Annotated in this window: 9 protein-coding genes; 3 read left to right on the top strand and 6 right to left on the bottom strand. The window is 60.2% G+C overall.

The genetic code is table 11. The features are described 5' to 3' along the window. Genes CRO62_RS11275 through CRO62_RS11295 form a run of 5 tightly spaced genes read right to left on the bottom strand, consistent with a single transcriptional unit; the run spans window position 1 to window position 5,019 of the window. Entirely contained in the window at window positions 1–786 is a 786-nt protein-coding gene (locus tag CRO62_RS11275) for an ABC transporter ATP-binding protein (protein ID WP_097100208.1), read from the bottom strand. Then, complete coding sequence (locus CRO62_RS11280) at window positions 783–1,586, bottom strand: ABC transporter ATP-binding protein (RefSeq protein ID WP_097100209.1); 804 nt, start codon at window positions 1,584–1,586, stop codon at window positions 783–785. The genes CRO62_RS11275 and CRO62_RS11280 overlap by 4 nt, the downstream gene beginning before the upstream one ends. Beyond that, window positions 1,583–2,413: an ABC transporter permease gene (locus CRO62_RS11285; protein ID WP_097100210.1), complete on the bottom strand. Its 831-nt coding sequence runs from the start codon at window positions 2,411–2,413 to the stop codon at window positions 1,583–1,585. Before CRO62_RS11285 ends, CRO62_RS11280 begins: the two co-directional genes overlap by 4 nt. Then, complete coding sequence (locus CRO62_RS11290; RefSeq protein WP_097100211.1) at window positions 2,410–3,399, bottom strand: ABC transporter permease; 990 nt, start codon at window positions 3,397–3,399, stop codon at window positions 2,410–2,412. The genes CRO62_RS11285 and CRO62_RS11290 overlap by 4 nt, the downstream gene beginning before the upstream one ends. 9 nt (window positions 3,400–3,408) lie before the next feature. Further along, on the bottom strand, window positions 3,409–5,019 hold the full coding sequence (locus tag CRO62_RS11295; protein WP_097100212.1) for an ABC transporter substrate-binding protein: 1,611 nt from the start codon (window positions 5,017–5,019) through the stop codon (window positions 3,409–3,411). 375 nt (window positions 5,020–5,394) lie between these two features. Here CRO62_RS11295 and CRO62_RS11300 point away from each other — a divergent pair, with 375 nt between their 5' ends. Next, entirely contained in the window at window positions 5,395–8,103 is a 2,709-nt protein-coding gene (locus CRO62_RS11300; protein ID WP_097100213.1) for a DNA translocase FtsK, read from the top strand. 91 nt (window positions 8,104–8,194) lie between these two features. Continuing rightward, window positions 8,195–9,271, top strand: a complete 1,077-nt coding sequence (locus tag CRO62_RS11305; RefSeq protein WP_097100214.1) for an Ldh family oxidoreductase — start codon at window positions 8,195–8,197, stop codon at window positions 9,269–9,271. 45 nt (window positions 9,272–9,316) lie between these two features. Here CRO62_RS11305 and CRO62_RS11310 read toward each other — a convergent pair whose 3' ends face one another. Beyond that, window positions 9,317–11,311 carry a putative bifunctional diguanylate cyclase/phosphodiesterase gene (locus CRO62_RS11310; RefSeq protein ID WP_097100215.1) on the bottom strand — a complete coding sequence of 665 codons (1,995 nt, stop codon included), beginning with the start codon at window positions 11,309–11,311 and terminating at the stop codon, window positions 9,317–9,319. A 316-nt stretch (window positions 11,312–11,627) separates the two neighbouring features. Here CRO62_RS11310 and CRO62_RS11315 point away from each other — a divergent pair, with 316 nt between their 5' ends. Beyond that, window positions 11,628–12,674, top strand: a complete 1,047-nt coding sequence (locus tag CRO62_RS11315; protein ID WP_097100216.1) for a class I SAM-dependent methyltransferase — start codon at window positions 11,628–11,630, stop codon at window positions 12,672–12,674. Window positions 12,675–12,758: the final 84 nt, after the last annotated feature.

A 12,758-nucleotide genomic window follows, 5' to 3' on the forward strand; every position in this document is an offset into this window, starting at 1 on the left:
TTATCCTTGCGTGGTGATGGTCAGGCGCGGCGCAGCCTCGATCAGGGTTCTGGCGGTCGAGGATTGCGGCGTGGAAACGATGTTTGCTGTCCTGCCGATCTCGACGATCCGACCCGCCTCCATGATGGCGACGCGGTGGCAGACGGCGCGGATGACCGCGAGGTCGTGGGAAACGAAAATACAGGCGACGGCCGTCTCTCGCTGTATTTCGACCAGCAGTTCGAGAATTTGCCTGCGTACGGAGACATCGAGCGCTGAAACGGCCTCGTCCAGAATGAGAAGGGATGGTCTGAGTGCGATGGCTCTGGCAATTGCCACGCGCTGCCGCTGGCCGCCGGAAAGCGCGAACACCGAGCGGCCGGCATAGCTGGCGGGCAGCCCGACACGCTCGAGAAGGCGGCGGATTTCCGCAGGGCGCTCTCGTCGTTCGACGATGCGATGGATACGCAGCGGTTCGCCTATGGCATCCTCGACGCTGGCGCGCGGGTTGAACGCGCCATGCGTATCCTGAAACACCATCTGCATATGCCGCCGCGCCGCGCGTAGTTCGCCGCCATCATGCGCCAGCCAGTCGCGATTTTCAAAACGGACCGTGCCTTCGTCGACCGGGATCAGACGCATCAGGATGCGTGCCAGTGTCGATTTTCCGCAGCCGGAGGGGCCGGCAAGCCCAAGCGTCTCGCCGGGCTGAAGCGAAAAGGATATATCGGACAGTGCTTCCACCGTGCGTGCGCCGGTCCGGTAGGTTTTCGAGAGGTTCTCGACGCTCAGAAGGGCTTCGTTCATGACGCGGCCTCATCGATCAGAGGCGGTGTCGAAAGGTCGAGATAGTCGGAGAGCAGTGCGCGCGTATAGTCGTGCGCAGGCGCGGATAACACCCGCCTGGTGGTGCCGTGCTCCACCAGCCGTCCGGCATGCAGAACGGCGATCTCGTCGGCAAGGCAGGAAGCAAGACCAATATCATGGGTGATGAAGACCAGCGTTCTTTCTTCTTCACGCACCAGCCCATCCAGCAGTGCGGCGATTGCGGCCTGGCTTACCGTGTCGAGCGCGCTCGTCGCCTCGTCGGCGATCAGGATTGCGGGGTGCGCGGCAATGGCGGCAGCAATCGCCACACGCTGTCTTTGCCCGCCGGAAAGCTGGTGCGGATAGGCGCCGAGGAGATGCGTGGGATGCGGCAACCGCACCCGTTCCAGAAGATCGCGGGCAAGATCTCGTGCCTGCTTCCATGAAAGGCCCAGATGCCGAACAGCGCCTTCTGCCACCTGTTCACCGATGGTGAGAACCGGGTTCAGCGTCGCACCGGTATCCTGAAAAATATAGCCGATATCGCGGCCCGGCTGCGGCCTGTCCGTGAAAAGACCGCTGTCGCGGCTCCAGGAAATATCGCCGGAAACCCGTGCGCTCACAGGCAGAAGCCCGGCAATTGCCTTGGCGAGCGTCGATTTGCCAGAACCGCTTTCGCCGATGATCGCCAGCCTTTGTCCCTGCCGGATCGTCAGCGAAATATCCTGAAGCGCCGGTCCGTCGCCGGCCGCATAGCGGACGCTGAGATCGTCGATCCTGCAGAGTGCATTGCCGCTCATGGCGTTTCTTTCCCTGTCGCCATCGCTTTGTTGATCCCCTCCGCGAGAAGATAGACGCCGAGAACCGTGACCAGAAGACCGATGCCGGGGATGACTGAGAGAAACGCCGCCGAGCGCAGCACGTTGCGTCCTTCCGCGATCATCGAACCCCAGGTAACGATATTCGGATCGCCAAGGCCGAGGAAGGACAATGCCGCCTCGGTGAGGATAGCGGCGGCGACGATGATGGCGGCGAGCGCCAGAACCGGCGGCAGGGCGTTGGGCAGAATTTGCCGAAACGCGATCTCCAGCGGATGCATGCCGATGGCGCGGGCGGACTGCACATAATCCCGCTCGCGAATACTCAACACCTGCGCCCGCATCAGCCGCGCCGGATCCGCCCAGGCGCCAAGCGCAATCGCAAGGATGACGATGGGCATGGATGGACCGATGGTGCTGACGAAGGCGAGCGCCAGAAGGAAATTGGGCACGATCTGGAAGGCGTCGGTAACACGCATCAGCGCGTCATCCACGAGGCCACCGGCAAATCCGGCAATGGTGCCGACGACGGTGCCGATCATGAGGGCGGCAGCGGCAGCGCCGATGCCGACGAGCAGGGATGCCTGCGCACCGTGGGCAAGTCCCGCCAGTACATCGCGGCCCAACCGGTCGGTGCCGAGGGGGGAGGCGGCGTCGGAGAAGGGCGCGATGAGCGGCTCACCGACGATCGACAGCGGGTCACCTGGAAACAGGAGGGGAGCGGCGAGCGCCGTTACTGCAAGCAGCATTAGAATGATGGCACCTGCCGCACCTTCGAAACTGCGCAGGAGCCGGAGAGTGAAACTCATGTCTGTTGCTCCCCGCTGCCGATGCGCGGATCGAACACGGCATAGAGAATATCAACGACGAGATTGATCAGGACAACGAAAACGGCGCTTGTCAGAATAATGCCCATCAAGAGCGGTGTGTCGCGACCGCTGACGGCTTCCTGCGCAAGCCGGCCAAAACCGGGAATGGCAAAAACGCTCTCGATCACCACGCTGCCGCCGAGCATGGTTGCCGCTTGCAGGCCAAGCACGGTGACGAGGGGCAGGGCGGCGTTTCGTGCGACATGGCGCAGCACGATCCGCCGTCTCGAAAGCCCCTTGGCCTTGGCGAACAGCACGAAATCCAGCGGCCAGACCGCCGCCATGGCAGTACGCATGACGCGCAGGAAAAGCGCCAGATAGATCAGCCCGAGACTGGCGACCGGCAGGACAAGATGGCGGGCAATATCGAGCGCCCTTGCAAATCCCTGTTTTCCGGATGCGATGGTTTCGATGCCGGATGTTGGCAGCCACCTCAGTTGCACGGCAAAGACGATGGCGAGCACAAGGCCGAGCCAGAAGCCCGGCGTGGCGTAAAGCGCCAGCGACAGGGCCGAGAGTACCTGGTCTGTCAACCCGCCTGGACGGGCGCCCGCCAGGATGCCGAGCGCGGTGCCGGTGATGAACGCAAGCGCGGTGGCACTGCCCATCAGGAGCAGCGTGTTCGGCAGCCGTTCGAGGATCAGCCCCAGCACCGGTCGGTCAAACGCAAGCGACCAGCCGAAATCAAGTCGCAGCACCGAGCTGGCGTAAAGCCAGAAGCGGGCCAACACCGAACCGTTCAGACCATATTGCTCGCGCAGGGCATCCCGCAGTCCGGCGTCGCCGCCGCCGATGGAGACGAGATAAGCGTCAACCGCGTCACCGGATGCGTTTTCAAGCAGCACGAAGGTAAAGACAAGAACGATCAGTAGCACTGGAATGGCGCTGATCACCCTTCGCCGTAGCAATGTCGCCGCGCGCCTCACGGCGCTTCCTCAGGTGCCGACCACCGTATCCGCCCAGTTGGAAACGGCCCAGCGTGGATTGCTGGCGACGTGTTTGACCGTATCGCGCGCAACCGTGATGAAACCCCATTCGGCGACATTGATCAGCGGCAGATCGGCGGCGACCTGCTTCTGGAAATCCTTGTAGAGCACCGTGCGGGCTGCCGTATCCACGGTTTCCGCCGCCTTGTCGATCAGTGCATCGAGCGCCTTGTTCTCATAGCCGCCCTGATTGGAGAAGCCGACGCCGGCTGGAATGCCGGAGCGCACGAGAATGGTGGTGGAGATCGCCGGATCGCCACGGAAGACCGGCGGCGCGATGGCGAGATCGAAGGCATGGTCGGTATAGACGGCCTTCTGGTGCGCGGCGGCATCATTGTTGACCAGTTCGGCATCGATGCCGATTTCCTGTAGCGCCTGGCGAAGATAGGAACCGAATTGCTTGGTTTCATTGAAGTAAGGCGCTGGCAGAAGCTTCAGTGAAAACCGCGTTCCGTTCGCTCCGCGTGCATAACCCGCCTCGTCCAGCAGGGCGTTCGCCTTGGCGACGTCGAAATCGTATGTCTCGACGTCTCTTGTGTAAAACTGAGGTGCATTTTTCGGTACGGAGCCGGTCGATGCCGTGGCGTAACCGAGGAAGACCTTGTCGATAACGAATTTCTTGTCGATGGCGTGGGCGATCGCCTTCCTGACCTTGAGGTCGGCCAGCTCCTTGCGGCGGTGGTTGATTTCCACGACGAGCTGATAGGTGAGGGCTTCGTAACCTTCCGGGATGACCTTGATGCCCGGCTCCTTCGCGATGCGGGCAAGATCGGCAAGCGGCACGGCGGAAAAGGCCGCAAGGTGGATTTCTTCGGCTTCAAGCGCGGAGGCGGCGCCCGCCCGGTCGGGCAGAACGCGATAGATGATCTCATCGAGCTGCGGCTGGTTCTTGCCCCAGTAATTGGGATTGCGGGTCAGGCGGTAATATTCGCCGGGCTTATATTCCGCAAAAACGAAAGGTCCGGTGCCGACCGGTTTCGTATTGGCCGGATTGGTGGCGATATCGCTGCCTTCATAAAGATGTTTCGGCACGACGCTGGTGACAACCGGCAAAGCGTTGCGGATGAGCTGGAAGGGTGTCGGCTTGGAGAAGTGGAAGATGGCCGTGTGGTCATCTGGCGTATCCACTTTTTCAAGATTGGCAAAGACCAGCCGCCCAAGGTTTTGCAGCGGCTTCCACACCGAAAGTGCGGAAAAAGCCACATCCGCGGAGGTGAAGGGTTTGCCGTCATGCCAGGTCACGCCTTCGCGTAGCTTGAACGTGGCGCTCAAACCGTCATCCGATCCATGCCATTCCGTCGCAAGCCTTGGTTCCAGCCCGTCCCTGCCATTGAAGGAGGCCTCGGCCAGCGGCTCAACGATCTTGCTCGCGATATAGAACACGCCGTTGGAGGCAACGATGGCCGGGTTGAGGTTCTTCGGCTCCGAATCCGCCGCAACGATCAACCGCCCACCGGGCTTTGACTGCTGCGCGGCGGCAATGCCTGCAAGTCCGGTGGTTGCGGCAAGAAGGAGCGAGGTCTTGAGAAGCGAGCGGCGGGACAGGTGGACAGGCGACATGAGGTTCACTCCGGAATGAGGGCGGGCGGGCCTTTCCGCTGGGCCGCGGCCTGCCCGATCTTAAGACTGCAACCGCAGCAGTGTCCACGTTAATTCACGGGCTTTACAGCAATGATTTTACGTTGCGCGACCGCTTGCGGAAACAATATGCTTCAAGGCGCCACTCCCCTTTTCTTAAGCCGTGCCGGTTGCCGTAAAACGGCGATGAAAAACTGATTTAACGCAATAAATATAGAGGCTTGGAGTGCCGATTCCCTGCTGGTGTATGTCGCGTCCCATCTGTGGCTAAAGCGAAATTCTGCCTGCGTGACCCGGTTTGGAAAGGGGTAATTAACCTTTATTTTCTATTTCAGAGAGACCGAAATATGTACGTTTATGATGAGTGTGCACGCTGCCATGAGCTTCTCCCGATCCAGATTCCAGAATTCGTCCAATAGCGTAGGGGAGGGGAGCGATAAGGCTCGTCATGCCGGCGGCAAGGCCGTTGCCGGTCAGGAGCAGGCCGCGGCAATGAAGGCGGGTGTTGCGCCCCGGCCGAATGCCGATGTCAGCGCTGCCGACGCCATCGAGGGTCGCGCCGAAATGCCGGGCTGGCAGAATGCTTTCGTGCTTGGCCCGAATGTGCGTTTCACCCGCACGCCGGAAAGCGCCTTTAGCCGACGCATGCCGGTCGAGACGCCGCATCTTGCGGAAGAGGAAGCTCCCGCCGACATCCGGTCCGAAGCTGCCGAGCCTGAGATGGTCGTGCAGCCGGAGATTACTGTGCAGGAGCCTGCACTTCCAACGGTCGTAAAGTCGCCGGAGCCGCGCATTCAACCGCCACGCATGCCGTTTCTGCCGCAGCCGCCGGACGCGCGGGGCGCAAGGGCGCTGACCTACAAATTGCGACTGGAGCTTGCGCGCAAACAAGCGGAAGAAGCCGCTGCAGCGGCCCTGATGCCGCCTCAGCCGGTTGACACACCCACGGTCTTCGAAGCGCCGGTGCCGGGAACTGATTCACCCGTTCAGCCGCTGCCCGCCGCGTCGGTTGCATCTTTCGAACAGGTCGCAACGCACCAGGCATCCATTCCCGCCTTTGCCGCCCATCTGCCGGATGAGCTTTTCTGGGAAGTGATGACGCTCGATCTGCCTGTTGACGCCGGAGAAGGCCTTCCCGCATCTGCGCGCACAATTCTCGCAAACCCGTTGCTGACAGCGCCTGCGATTGCCCCGACGTTGGCATCCGCATCTCCTGCCGCTCCGGCAATCCGGCTTTCGGCCGTACCGCCCGTCGTCAGGATTCCAGGTGGTTCAGCGATCAGGCTTTACCGCGAAATCGGCGTGCATCATCCTGCAATTCCAGCCCCAACTCAGGTCGTTGAACCAGAGATCACTCCGCAGCCGGTCGTGGAGACGGTCGTGGTTGCTGAGCCGCAGAGGCCTGTTGAGCAGGTTCAGCCGACAGAAAGAATCGTTGCCGAGCCGCGTTTCACGCCCCGCGCGCCCATCCAGGCCTCGCAGCCGATGTTCCGGGAAGCGCCGGTCTTTGCAGACGGCGAATATGAATACCCCTCCATCGATCTTCTGCAGCAGGCACGCGTCCAGCAGACCACGACCATGACGCCAGAGGCGCTTGAGCAAAGCGCTGGCTTGCTGGAAAGCGTGCTGGAGGATTTCGGCATCAAGGGCGAGATCATCGATGTGCGCCCCGGCCCGGTTGTGACGCTTTACGAATTCGAGCCCGCCCCCGGCGTGAAGTCCTCGCGCGTTATCGGCCTGTCGGACGATATCGCCCGCTCGATGTCGGCGCTCTCGGCGCGTGTCGCCGTTGTGCCCGGCCGCAATGTCATCGGTATCGAGCTTCCTAATCCGGTGCGCGAGACGGTCTATCTGCGCGAGCTTATCGAAGCGACCGATTACAGCGAGACCCGCCAGAAGCTAGCCCTTTGCCTTGGCAAGACCATTGGCGGCGAACCTGTCATCGCCGAACTGGCGAAGATGCCGCATCTGCTCGTTGCCGGTACCACCGGCTCGGGCAAGTCGGTCGCCATCAACACCATGATCCTTTCTCTGCTCTACCGGTTGAAGCCGGAGGAATGCCGCCTGATCATGGTCGATCCCAAGATGCTTGAGCTTTCGGTCTATGACGGCATTCCGCATCTTCTGACCCCTGTCGTCACCGATCCGAAGAAGGCGGTCATGGCACTGAAATGGGCCGTGCGCGAAATGGAAGACCGCTATCGCAAGATGTCGCGTCTCGGTGTGCGCAATATCGACGGTTACAACGCAAGGGCCGCTGCCGCCCGCGCCAAAGGGGAGACGGTGTTCTGCAACGTGCAGACCGGCTTCGACCGCGCAACCGGCGAAGCTGTCTACGAGCAGGAGGAAATGGACCTCACCGCCATGCCCTATATCGTCGTCATCGTCGACGAGATGGCCGACCTGATGATGGTCGCGGGCAAGGAGATCGAAGGCGCGATCCAGCGTCTCGCGCAGATGGCGCGCGCTGCCGGTATCCATCTCATCATGGCCACCCAGCGCCCCTCGGTCGATGTCATCACCGGCACGATCAAGGCCAACTTCCCGACCCGCATTTCCTTCCAGGTGACCTCGAAGATCGACAGCCGCACCATCCTTGGCGAACAGGGTGCCGAACATCTGCTCGGCCAGGGCGACATGCTGCACATGATGGGTGGCGGCCGTATCTCCCGTGTCCACGGTCCGTTCGTGTCGGACGAGGAAGTGGAAAAGGTCGTGGCGCATCTGAAGACCCAAGGTCGGCCTGAATATCTCGGCACCGTTACGGAAGACGCCGACGAGGCTGACGACGAGGCGGAAGAGGAAACGGCGGTCTTCGACAAGACATCGATGGGCGACGACGATAGCGACGATCTCTATGAAAAGGCCGTCAAGGTCGTGATGCGCGACAAGAAATGCTCCACCTCCTATATCCAGCGCCGCCTGTCGGTCGGATACAATCGTGCCGCCTCCCTGGTCGAGCGCATGGAGCAGGAAGGCATTGTCGGTCCCGCCAACCATGTCGGCAAGCGCGCCATCATCGCCGGTGAGCGCGACACTTACGAGGCGATTGGCGGCGACGACTGATTGATCTATTCGGGGCGCGATATTCGATTGCAAAAACGCGCCCCGTGACTAGCTTGTGCGGCATGGATTCTGGAATCGGGAGGTTCCCCTGATGTCGCACAGCAATGAAAATGTCACCGTCCTCGCAAGGCTGGATGAACTGGAGCGGTTTTGCCGTTCCGTTTTCCTGGCTGTCGGCACCGATGATGAAACGGCCGATGCGGCGACCCGCGCCATGATGCATGGCACGCGACTGGGCGTAGACAGCCACGGCGTTCGGCTTCTTGCTCACTACGTCGCAGGACTTGACGGCGGGCGACTCAATCCCCGGCCGCAGATCAGCCGCGTGTCCGGCTTCGGCGCAGTGGAGACGATCGACGCCGACCATGCCCATGGCGCCCGCGCTACCTATGCGGCCATGGACAGCGCTATGGCGCTTGCGGGCAAATTCGGCATCGGTGCCGTTGCGATCAGGAATTCCTCGCATTTCGGCCCGGCCGGCGCTTACGTGCTGGAGGCGGCGCGGCAGGGGTATATCGGCATCGCCTTTTGCAACTCCGACAGTTTCGTGCGCCTGCATGACGGCGCGATGCGTTTCCACGGCACCAACCCCATTGCAGTCGGCGTGCCGGCAGCCGATGACATGCCCTGGCTTCTGGACATGGCCACCAGCGCCGTGCCCTATAACCGGGTTTTGCTTTACCGCAGCCTGGAACAGCAATTGCCGGAAGGAGTTGCGTCTGATGGCGACGGTATCGACACGCAGAACCCCAATGCCGTTGAAATGCTGGCTCCGCTGGGCGGTGCCTTCGGTTTCAAGGGAGCGGCGCTTGCGGGAATGGTGGAAATCTTCAGCGCCGTTCTCAGCGGCATGAAGCTCAGTTTCGATATCGCCCCAATGTCGGGGCCTGATTTTTCCAAGCCGCGCGGGCTTGGGGCCTTCGTCCTTGCGTTGAAGCCGGAAGCCTTCCTTGAGCGCGAAGTGTTCGACGAGGGCATGAAACGCTATCTCGAGGTACTGCGGGGATCGCCAGCGCGTGAGGACTGCAAGGTCATGGCGCCGGGCGATCGGGAATGGGCGGTAGCGGCAAAGCGGGAGAGGGAAGGCGCACCTGTCGATCCCGTCACGCGGGCTGCGTTTTCGGAACTTGCGGCAAAATTCTCGATCATTCCGCCCGCATATCACTAAGACGGGGCCTGTCGGTGACGGCGGCTTTTCGCCGCCATCGCATCGTCAGGCGGGGCGCTGTAGCATTTTGGGCTGCGGGTAGGGGGTAGTCGCCACGTTCAGCCTTTCGGCGACGACCGGGCGTCCGATATAATAACCCTGCGCATAATCGATCTCGAGCTGGCGCACGAGCCTCAGCTGCTCTTCCGTCTCCACGCCTTCGATCAGGATCTTGTGGCCGCGATTGCGAATGAGACGGATCATATCCTGCAACATCGCCCGGCCGCGGGGTGTCTTGCTGTCATGCAGGAAGGAGCGGTCAATCTTGACGGTATCGAAATCCGTCATCCGCAGCCAGGAAAGGCCCGCAAATCCGGTTCCGAAATCATCCAGCCATATATTGATGCCGAGCGTCTTCAGATCGTTCAGGCAGCGCAATACATCCGAATGCATCTCCATATCCAGGCCCTCGGTGATCTCGAAGGCCAGCCTGCCGCCGGCAATCCCCGCCTCAACGAGGATCGCTGCGACCGAGGTGGCAAAACCAGGGTTCTTCAGCTGCATCGGCGATACGTTGACGCTGACCACCGATACCTTGTCATCGGCCAGTATCTGCCGGCAGGCGGTCTTTATGGTCCAGAGACCCAGCTCCATGATCGTGCCGGTGCGTTCGGCAATCGGGATGAAGATGCCGGGCGAAACGGAGCCACCGTCGAGCAGGCGAAGCCGCATCAACGCTTCGGCTCCCGCCGTCTCGTTGGTCGATATGTTGAGGATCGGCTGATAGACGAGAGAAACGAGGTTTTCCGCGACAGCGATTTTCAGAAGTGCGGCGATATTTTCGGTTTCGTCGCTGGTCTGCGGATCGTCCGGATCGAACAGCTTCATGCAATTGCGGCCATTGGCCTTGGCGATGTAAAGCGCCCGGTCCGCCTCGTTGATGATCTTTTCGAGCTTGCCGTCCGGATTGGGGCGGGTGAAAGACGCGCCGATACTGACGGTGACGATGAAGGTGCCGTCCCGGCGCTGATCGTGCGAAAGCGACAGGTCTTCGACGGTGTGGCGGATGGTTTCGGCAAGCTCACCAACCTGCTGTCTGGACTTGAACGGAGCGAGTACGATGAACTCCTCACCGCCATAACGGCCGATGGAGGCGCCATGGTCGATGATCGCGTCCTGCAGGGCGTTGCCCACCGTAACGAGACACTTGTCGCCTTCCTGGTGGCCGTAGCGATCGTTGTATTTCTTGAAGAAATCCACGTCGATCAGAAAGACGGCGAAACCTTCCCCCTTCTTGCTCCAATTGTCCCACAACAGGCGCAGATGCTGGTCGATGGCGCGGCGGTTCTGCAGGCCTGTCAGGGAATCGGTATTTGAAAGCCGCAACAGCGCCTGCCCGCGCTCGTCCGCCGCTTTCTGCTGGGCCTTGGCCTCCAGTGCGTTGAGAAAGACGTGGTAGCGTTCCCGGTTCAGGTTCCAGTTCACGTAAGAGGTGAAGACGAAGCAGGATATATAGAAGGTGCCGAAAGCGAGCTTGTAGAACGCATCTTCGGGAAACTGCGTCGCCGCCAGAAAATAGGTGACGAGAATGATGCCCGATGACACGAGCGAAAGATGGAAGCGGAAGGTGAAAAACAGATTGGCGCCCATCATGAAGATCGCCCCGAAAACCATATAATAGGACATGTTTTCGAGATTGTCGGTCAAGAGCGAGGGCACGAGCCAGCCAATATAGCCCATGACCAGCGCAGTGGCGCAGGTGAGGTCAAGTGCGGCGGTGCTCGCGCCCATGCGCAATTGAATTTCGAGCGTCAGCAGGGACGTCAGGACGACGATAAGTCGCGCGATGATGGTGTAAAAGGCGACGTCGGGCACCAGAATGATGTCCGTAATGGCAAATAGCAGATAGATGAAAACAGCCGTCCACAGGCCCCGCCTGATCGAACCCCGGCGGCTACGCTCACCTTCCTGCTGGTAAAGGGCAAGAAGTTCATCAGAAAACCGGGCGTCCGGCCGCCGATATTCTTGCTGTCCACTCACCTCGCCTAACGTGTGCTTCATGCACTTTCCCATAGTGTTGCGTATACTTTATCAAGTAACTGCTTATTCGACCTTTGCGTGTACTTTCACGCTAAGCGCGATTTCCTGCCGATTTCTCTCCATGCGGGCGGAAACATGAAAAGCAAGAGCGCATCATACGCTCGCAACATTAAGTTTCACTAAATCGCGTATCCGCTTTCTCCTCCGGTCCACGAGTGTGACCAAAAAAATACGCTAATAAACTAATGTATCCCTACACTGCTCAAAAATCGAAAGCGAGTGGCCTTCCGGCTCCCAGAAACGTATAGTTAACAATGTGTTAATACTGGAGGCTGAAGTGAGGCAGGTAAAGAAAAGAAATCTGGACGGGGCAAGTCTGATCACTCCTGATACTGTCGCAAAAGAGATTTTTGCACGGAAAACGGAAGCGTTCGATGAGCATTTCGCAGTTGCGAAAGCAGAGATCGCGATCATTCTTGAATTGGCACAACAGCAGTTCGAAAATGGTGTTTCAGCACATGAGATAATACATAGAACGGCAGGCGCACTGCATGGCCTGCGCGAAAAGCTCCACTCAAGCGTGTGGGCTGAACTGATTCCTCTGGTGCAGAATCACTCCGTGTCGGACTATTTTCTGGAAGATCCCTTCACGCGCTGGTCGTTCGAAAAGCCGCGGGGCTATTCGGGCGATGCGCAGCTTCTCGACTTCATCTACGGTCACGACAGCGTTGCCGATAAGGTGAAGGACGCAACGCCGCTTGGCGCGGCTCTCTACGATTATACGAAGGACGCCAGTTCATCGGTCGCTGTCCGCGAGCGGCGGGATTTGCTGACCCGGTTTGTTGACGAGGCCGCGGCCCGGCATGGAAGCGAAACGGAAATCCTCACCATTGCATCCGGACATCTGCGCGAGGCGGATGCATCCGTGGCCTTGAAAGAGGGTAAGATCCGGCGCTGGGTGGCACTCGATCAGGATCCCCTGAGTGTCGGTTCCGTTGCCCGCGATTTCAACGGCAGCTGCATCGAGGCGATTGACGGTTCGGTGCGTGACATCGTCCTGCGTTCGCATGAGCTCGGCAAATTCGATCTGGTATATGCCGCCGGTCTCTACGATTACCTGAACGACAAGGTGGCGATCAAGCTTACGCGGCGCTGCATGGAGATGCTGAAGCCCGGCGGAATGTTCCTCTTCGCCAACTTCTCCGAAGACATCGTGGTCGACGGCTACATGGAGACCTTCATGAACTGGGCGCTGCTGTTGCGCTCGAAGGCGGATATGTGGCGGATCGTCAACGCCAGCGCCGATCCCGCAAGTATCGAGGCGGAGGTATTTTTCGGCGAAAACCACAACATCGTCTATGCCACGATGCGCAAAAAGGCCTGAGCCCAACTGCGTTTCGCATGTCCGCGCGAAATAGGCCGCCCGCATTTTACCGTGCGGGCGGCAAGGCCTGTGTACGCCAATAAT

The organism is Rhizobium sp. AN6A (assembly GCF_900215635.1).
GTDB classification, from domain to species: Bacteria; Pseudomonadota; Alphaproteobacteria; order Rhizobiales; family Rhizobiaceae; genus Agrobacterium; species Agrobacterium tumefaciens.

Coding starts and splice junctions, on each gene's coding strand:
- CRO62_RS11280 (WP_097100209.1), bottom strand. CDS start 1,586: ATGAGCGGCAATGCACTCTGCAGGATCGACGATCTCAGCGTCCGCTAT.
- CRO62_RS11305 (WP_097100214.1), top strand. CDS start 8,195: ATGTCGCACAGCAATGAAAATGTCACCGTCCTCGCAAGGCTGGATGAA.
- CRO62_RS11300 (WP_097100213.1), top strand. CDS start 5,395: ATGATGAGTGTGCACGCTGCCATGAGCTTCTCCCGATCCAGATTCCAG.
- CRO62_RS11295 (WP_097100212.1), bottom strand. CDS start 5,019: ATGTCGCCTGTCCACCTGTCCCGCCGCTCGCTTCTCAAGACCTCGCTC.
- CRO62_RS11285 (WP_097100210.1), bottom strand. CDS start 2,413: ATGAGTTTCACTCTCCGGCTCCTGCGCAGTTTCGAAGGTGCGGCAGGT.
- CRO62_RS11275 (WP_097100208.1), bottom strand. CDS start 786: ATGAACGAAGCCCTTCTGAGCGTCGAGAACCTCTCGAAAACCTACCGG.
- CRO62_RS11310 (WP_097100215.1), bottom strand. CDS start 11,311: ATGAAGCACACGTTAGGCGAGGTGAGTGGACAGCAAGAATATCGGCGG.